Here is a 16,141-nt window from a genome sequence, read left to right as displayed (position 1 = left end):
ATATTCGAGTTCTGAAATACCGGGCGTTTCAACAGGGCAATTACGGCATTTTTATGCCCCATTTCATCGAACATTCATATTTTTAAGAGGTTTTGCAGCAAGTTCGACGGTTCTCAGGCCTTATTTAGCACAACAATCGACAGGCTGTCCGGGGAATTTTGCCGCAGGCGGAAACAGTCGCGCCATATTTGCCAGAATCGGTGGTTTTGCCCCGGATCAAAGCACGGTGCGCTTGCCCTCCGGGCGGTTCGGGGACATCGCCGTTTGTCCCAGCGCATGGCGCGGCGCCGCGACCCCTCGCGGCATCAGGCGTTCCGCATGCCCCAGAAGCGCGCCTGCGGTGAGCCAGGTCAGTGGCGTCAGCGTGGCGTTCAGCAGCATGTCCACCATGGTGATCCCCAGGATCAGGCACAAGGGCGCCACCAGCGGCGACAGCGCCGCCTCCCCCTGCCGCCGCATGTAGAGCGCCAGCATCGCCAGCGGCAGGGCCAGCAGGCCGAATTCGCAGATGTACCCCAGCCAGCCGAAGGTGCCGAAGATGATGATCCAGCGGCCATCGGGGATTGACAGGATCTGCCCGGTTTCGCCGTCGCGGATCAGGCTGCGGCCCCAGCCGCCCCAGCCGAACAGGGGCTTTTCCGCCGCCCGCGCCAGCAATTGTTCCTCGTTGTTGAAACGGTATTCCAGCGATTGCGCGCGGGCGGGGTTGATCGCCTCGGCCTGGGCGATGATCGCGTCCAGCGGGATCAGCTGGAAATTGCGCAACATCGGATAGACCACCGCAACCACGGCAAAGAGCAGCGCCAGCCGGATCTGCCAGCGCAGCGGTGCAAACAGCACCAGCGGGGTCAGCGCCATGCCATAGGCCAGCGACGCAAGGCTTTTGCACAGGATGAGCAGCACCGCGAGATAGGCCACCACGCAGAAGGCCCGCAGCTTTCGTTCCGGTTCGGCCACCCGCGCCAGACCGGCTGCGGCAATCAGCCCGGTGCAGACAAACAGCGCCAGCCACAACCCATGCGGCAGGAAGACGATGGGTCTGAACCCGCCGTCGCGCATCATCTGTTCGAAGGAATGCTGGAAGAAGCCGTAGATCCAGACGTTCATCTGCGGGCTGAGGCGGATTTCGATCAGCGAGGGCACGGAATAGATCAATGTCCCGACCATCAGCGCCGTCAGCAGTTCGCGCAGCCCGCCCTCTGTCGCCAGAAACTGGCGTGCCAGCAGGAAGGGCACCAGGCTCAGCACTTGCGCGATCAGCACCGACCCGATGTCGCGCACCGATTGCCCCGGCAGTTGATCCACCACAAAGACGATCGGGTCGGTATTGCGCAGCACCTCGAAAATGATCGGATCGCCGTTGGTCAGCACCGTCGGGATGGCCGAGAGCACCAGCCCCACCGTCAGCAGCTGCGCCAGCCGCGCATCGGGCCAGAGGGCCACCCGGTGGTGTTTCACCCCGAACAGCAGGATCAGCAGCACGCTCAGATTGGGGATCGAGGTCTTGTCCATTGCCGGGACCAGCGGCAGATTGAACTCCGCCAGTGGCGGCAGAAACAGATATCCCCCCAGGATCGACCAGATCAGCGCCCGCTCCAGTTTCTGGGTGCGGAACAGGATCAGGCAGACCATCGGCCAGATCAGCAGCATCAGATAGGCAAGGCCGTTGGGCATGGGGTCGGGGCGTGTCCTGAGGTCGCGTGAGGGAATAGAGCAGGTAAATTACCATCTGGCCCGCGCCCTGTCATCTGGGTAGATTTGGCAAAACCTGTAGAATTGATCCGGACGAACCCCGCAAGGCATTGTTAATGAATGGAAATATATCAGTGAATTCGGCATGGCCCCAGGGCGCCCCGTGCTGCGCTTGGGCAGGTGACGTGTGAAATTTGGCACGCCCCCGGCCGAAGTCGCGGTCAATGTGCCGACACGCGCGGGATTGTTTCGCGCAGTCAGGGAAAAATTCAGCGCCCGCGACGGATTCGCGCTGGCCACCCTGAACCTTGATCACCTGACCAAACTGCCCCGTGATCCGGCCTTTCTGTCGGCCTACCGCGCCCATGACATGGTGGTGGCCGATGGCCGCCCCATCGTCTGGCTGTCGAAACTGGCGGGACAGCCGGTCGAGCTCATGCCCGGTTCCGACATGATCCTGCCGCTTTGCGCCCTCGCGGCGGAGATGGGGACCAAGATTTCGCTGATCGGCAGCAGCGACGCGGCGCTGCAAGGGGCGGCGCAGGCGTTGACCGGCCGCACGGTGGGTCTGGAGGTTGTCCACATCCACGCCCCGGCCTATGGGTTCGATCCGCAGGGTGCCGCTGCCGAAGCGCTGCTGGCGGAACTTGCCGCCTCTGGCGCGGGCCTGTGTTTCATCGCGCTGGGCGCGCCGAAACAGGAGCTGTTTGCCGCCCTGGGCCGCGAAAAGGCGCCGGGGGTCGGCTTTGCCTCCATCGGGGCGGGGCTGGATTTCCTCTCAGGTCATCAGGTCCGCGCGCCGCGGGTCATGCGGATGCTGGCGCTGGAATGGCTGTGGCGGGCGCTGCAGGCCCCGCGCCGGATGGTGCCGCGCTATGCGAAATGTTTCGCGATCCTGCCCGGCCTTGTGGTGCAGGCGCTGCGCCAGCGCTGAGGGCCGGGGTCATTTGTATTCGATGATCCGGCCCTTGCGGCGGCCCAGAAGGTATTGCAGCGCGCCCTGCGCCTCGGGGAACTTGCCCAGCACGGTGAACACCGCCTGAACCACCCCGCCGCGCCGCGACAGCCGCAGCACCTGCAAGGGATAGACCAGCAGCAGGAGCAGCGCCCAGGGCGTCACAAGTACCGCCAGCACCAGGACCGTCAGCGGCAGGCCCGCGCCCCAGATCAGCGCGCGCCGGGTCTCGGTCACCCAGTGACGCTCCGGCGGGGCGCCATGCAGCGCCGCGCCCTCGGCAAAGGCATGACCGGCCCGGCGGCTGCGTTTCCACCATTGGCCGAAGCGGGTGATGTCCGCATCATGCCAGGTCATTTCCGCATCCAGCCGCCAGACCTGCCATCCGGCGGCGCGCAGGCGGACGCAAAGCTCCGGCTCCTCCCCCGCGATCAGACTGTCGCGGTAGCCGCCCACCGCGCGCAGGGCAGTTACACGCATCAGGGCGTCGCCGCCGCAGGCTTTGGCCTGTCCCGGGGCGGTGTCCCATTCCGCGTCGATCAGCGCGTTGTAGATGCTGGCCTCCGGATGACGTTCACGGCGGCGGCCACAGGCCACGGCGGCCTGCGGATGGTCGGCCAGAAAGGCGCGGGCCGTCTCGATCCAGCCGTCGCGCAAGACGCAATCGCCATCCAGCAGCTGCACCAGATCGGCATCGGCTGGCAGCGCCGCCAGCCCTGCGTTGCGCGCCCGCGCGGCGGTGAAGGGCTGCGTCATGTCCAGCGCGATCACCTGTGCGCCACGCGCCTGCGCCGCCGCGACGGAGCCATCGGTTGAGCCCGAATCCACATAGATCACCGGATCGGCCCGGCCCGAAAGCGCATCGAGGCAGGCCATCAGCCGTGCCCCTTCGTTGCGGCCGATGACAATCGCCGCGACCTTCACGGCGACAGGTCCGCCAGGTGGTCGGCATAATCCTGCGTTGTCACGGTAAAGCCCGCACGGGCCAGCAGTTCCACCCGGTTCCAGCGCCGCGCATCCAGCGAAAACAGGCTCACATCGGGACTGTCCGACAGCACTCTGGCGCGGGCCGCGTCCTCGCCATGGGCCAGATCGCCCGAGGCCAGCGACGCCGCATCGCGGGCCAGCGGATTGTTGGCAAACTTGTAATGCTGGATCACCGCTGTCACATCCGACACCGTCACCCCCATCGACAGATGCGGATGCGGCGCGGGCGTGACCCCCGGCCCGTTGAAGATCAGCGGATGTTTGGTCAGGCAGCAGTTCTCGCCAAACACCTTGCCCCGCACCCCGCCAAAGCAGAATTTGACCGCGTCGCTGGCAGTCCGGTTGTCGCGCAGCAGGTCGGAAAAGGCGATCTCGGGGCTGTGGTAGTCATGGCGGGTGATCTGGCTGATGTCGTAATAGACAAAATCGCGCAGCACACGGTCATAGGGCAGATCGGCCACCTGCGACAGCGGCGCCTTGGGGAACATCTCAAGCATCTGCGCCACCATCGCGGTATGGCCCCGCGCCTGCATATAGGTGGTCAGCGCACGGATGCCGTGGGTCGTGGCCCCCTGGAAATCCAGGATCTCGTCCATATCGACATAGAGGCACCAGCGATTCTGCCCGTAGGTCCGGGCCGGATAGGCGCGCAGCAGGTCCTCGTAGCCGGCCAGCGGCAGGGTGCATTGGTCGATCACCGTATCCGGTTCTGCCGCGATCCGGGTCAGCGTATCGTCGGTCGATCCGTTGTCGATGAAGACGAAATGCCGGATGCCGATGCTGCGGTAATGGTCGAGAAAGGCGTCAAGGTAGTAGCTGCCGTTGCGCACCAGCACGATGGCAATCACCTCGTCCTTGCCGGTCTCCAGCACCTTTGGCCCGTGGATATGGCGCAGGGAGGCCGCGAACCGCGCCCGGCGGCGGCGTTCGGCGGCACGCTGCAGGACACGGCGCAGGATATGGAGCGGTGTTTTCATGCATGGGGTGATACGACAGCCCCGCGCTTGGGTCCATGACCCGCCTGCATCCGCCGTGGTTTTGGCGCATCTGTGGCGGCGAAAGACCTCAGGCGGGCTGTTGACCCCCGGCGCCCTGCGCGGCACCCTGCCCCGCAGTCTCACGCAGCGATGGGTCATATATGGTCTGGCGGGCGCGCCCGGCATGTTTGGACGCATAAAGTGCGACATCCGCGTCATCCATCAGCTTTTCCATTGCCGGGCTGATGCCGGATTGAATCCAGACGGTGCCGATGCTGGCGGAAATCCGGCAGAGGTGGCCGCTGTAGGCAATCGGTTCCTCCAGCCGGTCGATGATGCGCCGGCCCACGCGGCGCAGGATGTCGGCATCGCGCACATCCACAAGCACGACGGTGAATTCATCCCCGCCGACCCGCGCCACCGTGTCCTTGTTGCGGGTTTCCTCGACCATGATCTGCGCAACGGTCTGCAGGACATGATCGCCCGCCGCATGGCCCAGGGTGTCATTGACGGATTTGAAATAATCCAGGTCGATCTGCATGACGGCAAAGGGCACCCGGCCCGCCACCATGCGCGTCAGCACATTGTTCAGCGCGCGCCGGTTGCCAAGGCCGGTCAGCGCATCGGTATCGGCCTCCTGCTCCGCCGCGATCTTGGCCCCCTGCAGGCGCAGGTTGAGACGGCGGGATTCATCCATCGCCGCTGTCTTTGCCTCGATCAGGTAGAGCATTTCGATGGCCAGGTCCGTGGCGGCGAAATCGGCATTGCTGAGCGCATAATCCCGCACGCCGTCCACGATGGAGATGCCGAAGGACAGGTTCACGATCATCTTGCCCTCCCCCTCCGGCAAGGGGACCAGCACCGCCTTGAGCCTGGTCCGCGGCGCGGCGCGCGTTTCAAGATGCAGTTTCGTACCACCGGACCGCCGCAGGTCTGCCATGCTGGCAACGGCGCGTGGCCGGTTGACGGCAAAGACCTCCAGAAAGCGGGCACCGACCATGGGACTGTCCCCGGCCAGCTTGCGGGCGGTCGGCCCGGCATGGGTGATATGCCCCGTCGCGTTGATCACAAGATGCATGGGACACAGGATATCCAGCACCGATGCGCCGCCCTGCCCCGTCATTGCGCCCGTGCCCCCAGTTCAAAGGCCCGCCCTTCGGCGAAATCCGGTTCGATCAGCGAGATCGAAAGGGTTTCAATCCCCTTCTCCGAGCCGGTCGGCTCAAGCAGCGCCAGCGCGCCGTAGTCATCGGCCATGGCGCGCAGGACACCCATCATCAGATGGGCAAAGCCGGCCAGGGGCGACCTGCAGATCAGGCTGTATCTGCCCTCCCCCACGGCGCGCAATTCGATCTGCGGCAGGTGCAGGTCCGGCACCGCCAGCCGCGCCCGGTCCGGCAGGTCATCGAGCGAATGCAGAAAATCCTCAAAGCTGACACCCCCGAAGCGCAACAGCCGGCGCACCCCTTCAAACTTGGGGTTCGCCACAAGGAACGTCCCGAAATCCTCAAGCAGGTCACTGCGGCTGCGCCGGGTGACATCGACCAGCGCGTCCAGAACGGCATGAGTCAGACTGTCCTCATAGGTCAGCATCGCCTCGAAATTGTTGAATGCCATTCCGGCATGCCGCACGACATCGTCCCACCTGTGCGCGCCGAAACTGTCGCAGATGTAGTTCTGGATGCTGCGGTTGATAAGACCGTGCATTGTTCCCTCATTCCCATAACGCCCCGCTGGCACCTTGGGCCAAAGGAATTAACAGGAGGTCAACAGCTTCAATTGTCTGCAATCTTCCTGCCGTTCGAACACGGGGAACAGAGGCCTAGGTCGTGTTGACATTCATTGTCGCCCACCCGTTTCAGTCCAAAATTGCTCAGTTCCAGGCAAGAGAGCGCAGGAATAGCCAGCTATTTCAAGCTCTCTTAACGCAGAAATGGGCAATTTTGGCGAAACCCCTGCGGGGCGCGGCGGATTTTGCCTCTGCCATCCCGGATGTTCACTTCCAATGATCACATTGCTGCGCTCACATCAGGGCGCCAGCGGCAAAATCCGTCTCGCGCGGGTGGGCGAAGATGAGTGTCAACACGACCTAGGGGCGGAAACCTGATGTTAACCATGATCCAGCCAGTTTATAAGCGACCAACGGCCCCTTGCGGATTCGCAATCGGGCGTGCGACACAAGCTGCGACAATAAAGGGGGCAATATGGCCGGCTCAGTGAACAAAGTGATCCTTATCGGTAACCTGGGGCGCGATCCCGAAGTGCGATCGTTCCAGAACGGTGGCAAGGTCTGCAACCTGCGGATCGCCACATCGGAAACCTGGAAGGACCGCAATACCGGCGAGCGCCGCGAAAAGACCGAATGGCATTCGGTGGCCATCTTTCAGGAAGGTTTGGTGCGCATTGCCGAGCAATACCTGAAAAAAGGGTCAAAAGTGTATATCGAAGGCCAGTTGCAGACCCGCAAATGGCAGGACCAGTCGGGCCAGGACCGCTATTCCACCGAAGTTGTCCTGCAGGGATTCGGCAGCACGCTGACCATGCTGGACGGTCGCGACGGCGGCGGTTCAGGCGGCGGATATGGCGGTGGCGGTTCCTCCTCTGGCGGGGATTACGGCGGCTATGACGGCGGCGGTTACGACAGCGGCCCCTCCTCCGGCGGCAGCAGCGGCGGTGGTGCTGGCGGTGGCGGCGGTTCGCGCGACCTCGACGACGAAATCCCGTTCTGATGACAGATGCCGTTGTCCGCATGCTGGATCGGGCGGACGCGGCGCAGGCTCTGACGCTTTACAATGAACTGACCGTCGGGCCCAAGGCATCGGACCCGGCGGCATTCGGCCCGGTGATCGACCATCCCGGCACGCAGGTGCTGGGCGCCTTTGCGGGGGACCGGCTGGTGGCAATGGCAACCCTGCACCTGCTGCCCAATGTGGTCTGGAACGCCCGGCCCTATGCGCTAAAGCGTTTCGGGATATACCTGAATCACTTGTTCGCTGCCTCTCCCTTCGGTCGAACGCGAAAAGTGACGCGGGATGTTTCAAGTTTATCCCGAAACGCTGTAGTCGAGAATGTGGTGACGCTTGCCACCTGTCAGGGGCAAGGGTTCGGCCGCAGGGTGATGGCGGCGGTGATCGACACCGCCTGGGCCGCAAATGCCTATAAGATCATGCTGATGACGGGTGTCGGGCGCGATGCGGTGGGCTTCTATGAAGCCTGCGGTTTTTCCGCCGAGGGCAAGACGGCGATGGTATTGCGCCGACCTTAACGTCCCGACTTATCGGGCGGCCACCGCATCTTGCAAAAGTGCAAGCACCTTGTCACGCGGCACGTCACTGGTGACAAAAGCATCACCGATCCCGCGCGCCAGTACAAAGTGCAGCTTGCCGTCCTTCACCTTCTTGTCCTGCCCCATCAGGTCCAGCAGCGCGTCGGCCCCTGGCAGTTCGCCGTCAATTTCGGCCAGATCCGTCTTCATCCCCATCGCCTTGAGATGCGCGCGCACCCGGCTGGGATCTTCCTGCGGGCAAAGGCCCAGCCGTGCGGAGAGTTCGAAGGCCATGGCACAGCCGATCGCGACCCCCTCGCCGTGCATCAGCCGGTTGCCATAGCCGGTGGCGGCCTCCAGCGCATGACAGAAGGTATGGCCAAGGTTCAGCAGCGCCCGGTCGCCCTGCTCCGTCTCGTCGCGGATGACGATATCGGCCTTCATCTGCACCGACCGGCGCACAGCGGTCACGCGGCCTGCGCCGTCGCCACGGGCAAGTGCCGGCCCCTGCGCCTCCAGCCAGCTGAAGAAATCCGCATCCCCCAGCAGGCCATATTTCACGACCTCGCCATAACCGGCCAGGAAATCGCGGGGGGTCAGCGTGTCCAGCAGGGCGGTATCGGCCAGCACCAGCGTCGGCTGGTGAAACGCGCCGACAAGGTTCTTGCCATGACCCGTGTTGATCCCGGTCTTGCCCCCCACCGAACTGTCCACCTGCGACAGCAGCGAAGTGGGGATCTGCACAAAGCGCACCCCGCGCCGCAGGATGGCTGCGGCAAAACCCACCAGATCGCCGATCACCCCGCCGCCGAATGCAATCACGACATCGCGCCGCTCGACCTTCCGGGTCAGCAGCCATTCGGTGCAGCGGATCAGGTTATCCCAGTTCTTGGTCCCCTCGCCTGGCGGCAGTTCCAGCGCCTCCATCGTGATGCCCTGCGCCGCAAGACCGGCCCGCAGGCTGTCCAGATGCAGCCCCGCCACCGTTTCATCCGAGATCACCGTGACATGCGGCCGCCCCAGCAGCGGCGCGATCATCGCACCGGCCTCCTGCAGCAGGCCCGGCCCGATCACAACGTCATAGGCCCGCCCCGGAAGGGCAACATTCACGGTTTCACGCATCTTGATTCTCCAGGACATCGGGCTGTTCGGCCAGGGCCGCAATCACCCGCGACGCCATCGCTTCGATACTTAACGACGGCTGGCAAGTGACTGAAATATCCGCCTTTTCATAAACAGGCACCCGCGCACGATAGATTTCGGCCAGGGTTGCATAGGGATTTGGCGTGCGCAAAAGCGGGCGGCTTTCCTTGTGGCGCACGCGCTGCCAGAGCAGGGGCAGATCCGCATTCAGCCAGAGCGAGACACCATCGCGCGAGATCATCTCGCGGTTGCTTTCCGCCAGGAACGCCCCGCCGCCGGTGGACAGGATGCAGCGCTCCTGCCTGAGCAACCGCGCGATCACCTCGGATTCACGCTTGCGAAAGAACGCCTCGCCGTCGCGCTGGAAAATCTCGGGCACGCTGAGGTTGGCTGCGGCCTCGATTTCCGCATCGCTGTCGAGGAAGGGCACACCAAGCCGCGCGGCAACCGCACGGCCCACGGCCGTCTTGCCCGCGCCCATCATCCCCACCAGAACAACTGTCTTTTTCAGACGATACCCCTGATGTTTCCCTTCGCCGTCGGCCATGGTTTGCTCAATTCCACTCATTATGCCTTGAATGACGTGATCTTGTCGAAAAGGCCATATATAGATTGCATAACAAATCGGAAACCGAGCAGGCAGAATTCATGGGCAGATTGATCAAGTTTTTGATATTCCTACTAATTGTCGGATTTATCGGGCTGGCTGGCTATGCCTATATCGGTCCGTTCTTCGGCGCGGAGTTCGCACCACCTCAGGTAGAAATGCGTGAACCTGTCACTCTTTCCGGGCAATAGGCTCATGATGGCGGAAATCAGGCAAGCACGTACCCTTGGTGCGCTGCTTTTTTGCGCGGCGGTTGCCACGGGTCCGGCTGCGGCCCAGACACAGGCGCAGGAATCGCCGCTGTCGGTGATTGACTGGCTCGGCACCCAGGCCACACCGCAACCTGTGGCGCGCCGTCAGCCGAACAAGGCCAACCCGAACGAAGCGCCGGTGGCCAAAACCGCGCTGCCGCCCAAGGTCACGGTCTCGCCCCTGGGCATGGGCTCGCCCCGGGCCATCGGGCTGGTGCCCAACACGGTGACCGGCCTGCCGCAAAATCTCTGGTTGGGCAGCACCGCGAAAGACCTGATCGACCAGATCGAAGACCTGCCGGAACTGCGCCTGCCCGCCGCGCAATCCCTGCTCTATACCGTTCTGCTTGCCGAGGCCTTTGCGCCGCAGGGCGATGCCCAGGCAGGCAATGAGCTGGCCCTTGCCCGGGTGCGCAAGCTGCTGCGGCTGGGGGCGCTGGACCCTGCCCTGTCGCTGATCGAACAGGCCGGTGTGACCACCTCGCCGGAGCATTTCGACCTCTGGATGGACATCAGCCTGCTGACCGGAACCGAGGACCGCGCCTGTGACGTGCTGGGCCAGTCGCCCCATCTGACACGCAACTACGGCACACGCATCTTTTGTGCCGCCCGCGCAAGCAACTGGGACAATGCGGCGCTGACCTTTGGCTCTGCGCAGGCACTGGGGTTGCTGCCGCAGGAACAGCTTGCCCTGCTGGACCGCTTCCTGCACCCGGAAGGTTTTGAAGGGGCGCCGCCCTTGCCGACCCCGCGCGGCATGGACCCGCTGAGCTTTCGATTGTTTGAGACCATTGGTGAGCCGATGCCCACCGGCACCCTGCCCCGCCCCTATGCGGTGGCCGATCTGCGCGATATCGCCGGATGGAAGGCGCAGCTTGAGGCGGCAGAGCGTCTGACCCGCGCCGGTGCGCTGCCCGACAACCGGTTGCTGGGCCTCTACACCGACCGCGCGCCTGCCGCCTCCGGCGGGGTCTGGGACCGCGTCCGCGACCTGCAACGGTTCGAGACCGCCCTGGCCACCGGCAGCCCCGATGCGGTGACCAAGACATTGCCTGCGGTCTGGATCGGCATGCAGGAAGCCGGGCTTGAGGTCGCATTTGCCACCCTCTTTGCCGAGGACCTGTCCAAGATCGCCCTCGAAGGGCGTGCGGCACGGATCGCATTCGACATCTGCATGTTGTCCCCGATATATGAGGCCGCGGCGGCCGACCCCTCCAGGGACATTGCCAATACCGCCCTGCTGCGCGCCATCGCGCGTGGCGAGGCCCCGGCCACCAGGCCGGAAGGCGCCCTGCCCGGTGCGATCCATGATGCCTTCAACGGCGCGCCGCCACGCGAAAATCTGGTGGGTGCGGCGCGTGACAACCGCCTGGGCGAAGTGATCCTTCAGGTCCTTGCCATGTTGCAAAAAGGCGCGCAGGGCGACACCACCGCGATGCGTGATGCGCTGGCCACCCTGCGGGCGCTGGGGCTGGAAGACACCGCCCGGCGCGCCGCCCTCCAATCCCTCCTGCTGGAGCGTTGAGCCGATGCAAACGCCGACCTTTCACTGGATTTCAACCTTTCTCGAAGCGCAGGCCGCCGAATTGGGCGCTGCCACCAACACCCAGCTGGCCTATGGCCGCGATCTCAAGGACTTCGACGGATATCTGGCCCGCAAGGGGCTCGATTTCGCCTCTGCGACACGCGGCTCGGTAGAGGATTATCTGGTCCATTGCGATGCACAGGGGCTGGCCAAATCCACCCGCGCGCGGCGGCTGTCGGCGATCAAGCAACTTTACCGCTTTGCCTTTGAGGAAGGGCTGCGCAGCGACAATCCGGCGATCCAGATTTCCGGTCCCGGCCAGGATAAGCGCCTGCCCAAGATCCTGAGCGAAGCGGAGGTCGATGCCTTGCTGGAAGCGGCGCGCGCCTCTGGCCGGTCGCAGTCCGACCAATGCCGCAACACCTGCCTGATGGAGCTGCTTTACGCCACCGGCATGCGGGTCAGCGAGCTGGTCAGCCTGCCGATTACCGCCACCCGTGGCGATCCGCGCCTGCTGCTGATCATGGGCAAGGGCGGCAAGGAACGCATGGTGCCGCTGTCACCGCCTGCCCGCACGGCGCTGGCCGAATGGCTGGTGCTGCGCGACAGGCTGGACGAAGAGGCACGCGCCAAACGGCTGCCGACCTCGCGGTTCCTGTTCCCCTCGCGCGGCAAGCTGGGCCATCTGACCCGGCACCGGTTCTACCTGTTGATCAAGGAATTCGCGGTCGCGGGCGGCGTGAATCCGGCCAAGGTCACGCCGCATACCCTGCGTCACGCCTTTGCCACGCATCTGCTCGCCAATGGTGCCGACCTGCGCGCGATCCAGACCATGCTGGGCCATGCCGATGTCGCCACCACCGAAATCTATACCCATGTGCTGGAAGAACGCCTGTCGGAACTGGTGCTGGAGCATCACCCGCTGGCGAAGGACGGCACGCGCAGGGCACTGGGCAAGATATCTTCGGACGGCCAATAACCGGTCAGCAGCGCGCGGTCATAGCCCTGGGTCAGCCCTGCGGCCTGCATCCGCGCGGCTTCTCCCCCGGCGTCATAGCGCAGGCGGTGCAGCGTCACCTCGCCCCCGTCCAGCACCCCATAGCGCGTCATCTGCGCCCCGTCATGGGGCGGCATGCCGATCACGCCCGGGTTGATCCAGCGGCCCCGTGGCGTGTCGCGGATGAAAGGCAGGCCGCAATGTCCGCTGATGATGTGATCAAGCGGCCCCACCACTTCCTCGGCCGCGCGCCATTCTTCGGCAAGGACCTCGTCGGGGCTGGTCGGCCAGACAAAACGCGCCACATCCGTCACACCGCCATGGATCACGCCATAGCGCGCGCCCTGATGGTGAAATGTGATGATGTCCGGCAGCGCCGCCATCCAGCCGCGCTGGGCGGGCGCAACACGGGCCGAGGCAAATGCGTACCAGCCGGCAGCCAGCAGATCACAGGTCGTGCCCGCCTCGAACCCGCAGCCGCAATCGGCTGCGCCTGCGGCCAGTTGCTGCTCGCAATTGCCCGCAACCACTGCGATTTCCGCCGCGCGGATCACCTCGATGGTCTCAAACGGGGCCGCGCAATAGGCCACCACGTCCCCGGTGCAGATCATCTGCGCAGCGGCAATGCCCCGCTCCCGTGCTGCGCCCAGCAGGGCCTGGGTGGCGTTCAGATTGGAATAGGGCCCGCCAAACAGCAGCAGCGCGCCGTTCCGGTCTCCAAGGTTCTGATGGCGTTTATTGCCCAATCTTGCCTCCTGCCCTTGAATGGGGCATGGCGGATCATCATAGTCCGACAGACACATCATATGGATACCAACCGAAATGGAAACCGGCACGACTCTGTTCGATGGCGCATTCTGGATCAGCTGCAGCATCATTCTGCTCCTCCTTGTTCTTTCGGGGTTCTTTTCGGGATCCGAGACGGCGCTGACCGCCGCCTCGCGCGGAAAGCTGCGGGCGCAGGCGGACAAGGGATCGCGCGGCGCGGAACGGGCGCTGAAAATCACGGAAGACAATGAAAGGCTGATCGGTTCTGTCCTGCTGGGCAACAACCTGGTCAACATCCTGGCGGCCTCTCTGGCCACCGCGCTCTTCACCCGGTTGTTCGGGGAAAGCGGCGTGGCGCTGGCCACGCTGGTGATGACCCTGCTGGTGCTGGTCTTTTCCGAGGTGCTGCCCAAGACCTATGCGATCACCAACGCCGAAACCGCCGCCGCGCTGGTGTCGCGCCCGATCGCGCTGGTGGTGCTGGTGTTTTCACCGATGGTCTCTGCGGTGCGCTTCTTTGTGCGCGGGGTGCTGCGGCTCTTGGGGGTGACGGTGGACCCCGACAGCAACATCCTTGCGGTGCGCGAGGAGATCGCGGGCGCGTTGCAGCTGGGCCATTCCGAAGGGGTGGTTGAAAAGGAAGACCGCGACCGTATCTTGGGCGCGCTCGACCTGCGCGAGCGGGCGGTGGAAGAGATCATGCTGCACCGTTCGGGGATCGAGATGATCGACGCGGACATGCCGCCGCAGGAAATCCTCCAGCAATGTCTGGAATCCAACCACACCCGCCTGCCCGTCTATCGCGACGATCAGGAGAACATCATCGGTGTGATTCACGCCAAGGACCTGCTGCGCGCGATGTACAAACTGATCGGCGGGCCCGACGGCGATGCATCGGCGCTGAAGAACTTCGATGTCTCCACCGTGGCGATGAAACCCTATTTCGTGCCCGAAACCTCGACCCTGGACGAACAGATGCGCCAGTTCCTGCGCCGCCGCACGCATTTTGCGCTGGTGGTGGATGAATATGGCTCGCTTCAGGGGCTGATCACGCTGGAGGATATTCTGGAAGAGATCGTGGGCGAGATCACCGATGAATTCGACCCCGACGGTGAACATCTGCTGGCCCCGGGCGAGGACGGTCACTATTACGTCGATGGCGCCATGACGATCCGCGACCTGAACCGCGCCACCGACTGGTCCCTGCCCGATGACGAGGCGAATACGCTGGCAGGGCTGGTGATTCACGAGGCGCAGATGATCCCGACGCCGGGTCAGGTGTTTTCCTTCCACGGATTCCGCTTCGAGGTGATGGCGCGCGACGGCAACCGGATCACGCAGCTCAAGATCAGGCCGTTGTAAGGCCCCGATCGGCGGCATTTGGAAATCGGCGGCGGATGAGACTTGCTCTTGCCGCAGAACGATATAGGTCTGCACCCGTGAGTCTAGGGACGGGCACAATGACCATATCGGGCAACTTCTTGAGGCGGATATGCGGCGGCGGCGAAAAGCGCTGCGCGATCCTGTCCGGAGCGGTGCAGATGGCCGGCCTTGCCGGGACCACAGCGGCATGAGCGATCCGCAATCCTCCGGACCGCGCGATTTTTCGCTGCTGCAGCTCTTGCCCAACATCCTCACCGTCACGGCGATCTGCGCGGGCCTTTCGGCGATCCGCTTTGGCGTGCAGGGCAATTACGTGCTGGCGGTGCAGCTGATCGTGGCGGCCTGCGTGCTCGACGGGGTGGACGGGCATCTGGCGCGGCTGCTCAAGAGCGACAGCAAGATGGGGGCCGAGCTGGATTCGCTTGCCGATTTCGTGAACTTCGGCGTCGCCCCGCCGCTGGTGCTCTACTTCTGGGCGCTGCAGGACGTGCGCAGCGCCGCCTGGCTGGCGGTGCTGTTCTTTGCGATCTGCTGCGTGCTGCGGCTGGCACGGTTCAACGTGGCATCGCGTGAACCGCAGGCCGCCAATCCGAAAGTGCCGCCGGGGTATTTCACCGGCATCCCCTCGCCCGCCGCCGCGCTGCTGGTGCTGCTGCCGCTCTCGATCTCCTTTGCCTTCGCCAATGGGCCGCTGCTGCCCGACCTGGTGATCTGCCTGCACATGGTGGTGATCGGCCTGCTGATGATCAGCCGTGTGCCGACCTGGTCGGTCAAGGCGCTGCGCGTCAGCCGCGCGCAGGTGCCTTATGTGACGCTCACCGCCGTCCTGCTGGCGGCTGCGCTTCTCACCTATGCATGGATCACCCTGGTGATGCTCTGCCTTGCCTATATCGCCACGGTGATCTTGACCCTGATCGCCGGGCTGCCCACCCCTTCCCGAAAGGACAGAAAAGATGGATCTTGACGCAGTTACCCGTTCCTATGCCCGATGGGCCCCGATCTATGACCGGACCTTCGGCGCCATCACCCAGGCGGGCCGCCGCCGGGCTGTCGCCCATATCAACGCACGCAACGGCAGCGTGCTGGAGGTTGGCGTGGGCACGGGGCTGTCGCTTCAGCAATACGGGGGCCATCTGGCGGTCACGGGGATCGATTTTTCCGACGATATGCTGGAAAAGGCGCAAGTGCGGGTGAAGGAAAAGGCGCTCGACCATGTGGCGGCGCTGCGGCAGATGGATGCGCGGCACCTCGACTTTCCCGATGCTTCCTTCGACACGGTTGCGGCAATGCATGTGCTCTCGGTGGTGCCCGAACCCGAGCGGGTGATGACCGAGATCGTCCGGGTGCTGAAACCCGGCGGCCAGGTGGTGATCACCAATCATTTCACCCGCGAGGACGGCGTGTTGGGTGCGATCGAGCGGCTCACGGCGCCTTTTGCCGACACGCTGGGCTGGCATTCCGATTTCCGGGTCGAAACCGTGCTGCAGCAGCCTGCGTTGCGGATCGTGAAACAGGACGATCTGCCGCCCCTGGGCATGATGACCTTTCTGGTACTGGAAAAATCGGGCGGCTGACCGCGGGTTCCGGAGTT

General features: G+C 64.1%; 17 protein-coding genes. 9 read left to right on the top strand and 8 right to left on the bottom strand.

Annotated features, from left to right (window positions below):
* Window positions 1–216: 216 nt before the first annotated feature.
* Complete coding sequence (locus O4H53_RS23455) at window positions 217–1,674, bottom strand: hypothetical protein (RefSeq protein WP_269367404.1); 1,458 nt, start codon at window positions 1,672–1,674, stop codon at window positions 217–219.
* A gap of 205 nt (window positions 1,675–1,879) precedes the next feature.
* Here O4H53_RS23455 and O4H53_RS23450 point away from each other — a divergent pair, with 205 nt between their 5' ends.
* Window positions 1,880–2,626, top strand: coding sequence for a WecB/TagA/CpsF family glycosyltransferase (locus tag O4H53_RS23450; protein ID WP_269367403.1), 747 nt, complete (start codon window positions 1,880–1,882; stop codon window positions 2,624–2,626).
* Between the two features lie 9 nt (window positions 2,627–2,635).
* Here O4H53_RS23450 and O4H53_RS23445 read toward each other — a convergent pair whose 3' ends face one another.
* From O4H53_RS23445 to O4H53_RS23430, 4 genes are all read right to left on the bottom strand, one after another.
* Window positions 2,636–3,571, bottom strand: a complete 936-nt coding sequence (locus O4H53_RS23445; RefSeq protein WP_269367402.1) for a glycosyltransferase family 2 protein — start codon at window positions 3,569–3,571, stop codon at window positions 2,636–2,638.
* Window positions 3,568–4,611: a glycosyltransferase family 2 protein gene (locus O4H53_RS23440; protein WP_269367401.1), complete on the bottom strand. Its 1,044-nt coding sequence runs from the start codon at window positions 4,609–4,611 to the stop codon at window positions 3,568–3,570. The genes O4H53_RS23445 and O4H53_RS23440 overlap by 4 nt, the downstream gene beginning before the upstream one ends.
* 88 nt (window positions 4,612–4,699) lie before the next feature.
* Window positions 4,700–5,734: a GGDEF domain-containing protein gene (locus O4H53_RS23435; protein WP_269367400.1), complete on the bottom strand. Its 1,035-nt coding sequence runs from the start codon at window positions 5,732–5,734 to the stop codon at window positions 4,700–4,702.
* Entirely contained in the window at window positions 5,731–6,318 is a 588-nt protein-coding gene (locus O4H53_RS23430) for a heme NO-binding domain-containing protein (protein ID WP_269367399.1), read from the bottom strand. Before O4H53_RS23430 ends, O4H53_RS23435 begins: the two co-directional genes overlap by 4 nt.
* A 497-nt stretch (window positions 6,319–6,815) precedes the next feature.
* On the opposite strand from O4H53_RS23430, the gene O4H53_RS23425 reads away from it, so the two are divergent.
* Both O4H53_RS23425 and O4H53_RS23420 read left to right on the top strand, forming a co-directional pair.
* Window positions 6,816–7,340 carry a single-stranded DNA-binding protein gene (locus tag O4H53_RS23425; protein WP_269367398.1) on the top strand — a complete coding sequence of 175 codons (525 nt, stop codon included), beginning with the start codon at window positions 6,816–6,818 and terminating at the stop codon, window positions 7,338–7,340.
* Window positions 7,340–7,876 carry a GNAT family N-acetyltransferase gene (locus O4H53_RS23420; RefSeq protein WP_269367397.1) on the top strand — a complete coding sequence of 179 codons (537 nt, stop codon included), beginning with the start codon at window positions 7,340–7,342 and terminating at the stop codon, window positions 7,874–7,876. Before O4H53_RS23425 ends, O4H53_RS23420 begins: the two co-directional genes overlap by 1 nt.
* Before the next feature lie 9 nt (window positions 7,877–7,885).
* Here O4H53_RS23420 and aroB read toward each other — a convergent pair whose 3' ends face one another.
* On the bottom strand, window positions 7,886–8,998 hold the full coding sequence (gene aroB / locus O4H53_RS23415) for a 3-dehydroquinate synthase (RefSeq protein ID WP_269367412.1): 1,113 nt from the start codon (window positions 8,996–8,998) through the stop codon (window positions 7,886–7,888).
* Window positions 8,991–9,587 (bottom strand): shikimate kinase, encoded by a 597-nt coding sequence (locus O4H53_RS23410; protein WP_443069633.1) that lies wholly within the window; start codon window positions 9,585–9,587, stop codon window positions 8,991–8,993. Before O4H53_RS23410 ends, aroB begins: the two co-directional genes overlap by 8 nt.
* An 80-nt stretch (window positions 9,588–9,667) precedes the next feature.
* Here O4H53_RS23410 and O4H53_RS23405 point away from each other — a divergent pair, with 80 nt between their 5' ends.
* From O4H53_RS23405 to O4H53_RS23395, 3 genes are read left to right on the top strand one after another with little or no spacing between them, the layout of a single operon-like run.
* Window positions 9,668–9,817: a hypothetical protein gene (locus O4H53_RS23405; RefSeq protein ID WP_269367395.1), complete on the top strand. Its 150-nt coding sequence runs from the start codon at window positions 9,668–9,670 to the stop codon at window positions 9,815–9,817.
* On the top strand, window positions 9,789–11,402 hold the full coding sequence (locus tag O4H53_RS23400; RefSeq protein ID WP_269367394.1) for a hypothetical protein: 1,614 nt from the start codon (window positions 9,789–9,791) through the stop codon (window positions 11,400–11,402). The genes O4H53_RS23405 and O4H53_RS23400 overlap by 29 nt, the downstream gene beginning before the upstream one ends.
* A gap of 4 nt (window positions 11,403–11,406) precedes the next feature.
* Complete coding sequence (locus O4H53_RS23395) at window positions 11,407–12,381, top strand: site-specific tyrosine recombinase XerD (protein WP_269367393.1); 975 nt, start codon at window positions 11,407–11,409, stop codon at window positions 12,379–12,381.
* On the opposite strand, the gene O4H53_RS23390 is transcribed toward O4H53_RS23395, so the two are convergent.
* Window positions 12,318–13,145 carry a metallophosphoesterase family protein gene (locus O4H53_RS23390; protein WP_269367392.1) on the bottom strand — a complete coding sequence of 276 codons (828 nt, stop codon included), beginning with the start codon at window positions 13,143–13,145 and terminating at the stop codon, window positions 12,318–12,320. The two genes, O4H53_RS23395 and O4H53_RS23390, sit on opposite strands and share 64 nt — an antisense overlap.
* Window positions 13,146–13,221: 76 nt before the next feature.
* Between O4H53_RS23390 and O4H53_RS23385 the strand changes: the two genes are divergently transcribed.
* The 3 genes from O4H53_RS23385 (at window position 13,222) to O4H53_RS23375 (ending at window position 16,124) form a co-directional block, all read left to right on the top strand.
* Entirely contained in the window at window positions 13,222–14,529 is a 1,308-nt protein-coding gene (locus O4H53_RS23385) for an HlyC/CorC family transporter (RefSeq protein WP_269367391.1), read from the top strand.
* 208 nt (window positions 14,530–14,737) lie between these two features.
* A complete protein-coding gene (pssA, locus tag O4H53_RS23380) occupies window positions 14,738–15,514 on the top strand; it encodes a CDP-diacylglycerol--serine O-phosphatidyltransferase (RefSeq protein ID WP_269367390.1) in 777 nt (258 codons plus the stop codon).
* Window positions 15,504–16,124, top strand: a complete 621-nt coding sequence (locus O4H53_RS23375) for a class I SAM-dependent methyltransferase (RefSeq protein ID WP_269367389.1) — start codon at window positions 15,504–15,506, stop codon at window positions 16,122–16,124. Before pssA ends, O4H53_RS23375 begins: the two co-directional genes overlap by 11 nt.
* Window positions 16,125–16,141 lie beyond the last annotated feature (17 nt).

Origin of the sequence: Sulfitobacter sp. G21635-S1 (assembly GCF_027213915.1) — a bacterium.
Lineage (GTDB): Bacteria > Pseudomonadota > Alphaproteobacteria > Rhodobacterales > Rhodobacteraceae > Sulfitobacter.
The sequence above is the reverse complement of the archived record's forward strand: the minus strand, read 5'-3'. Positions and strand labels throughout refer to the sequence as shown.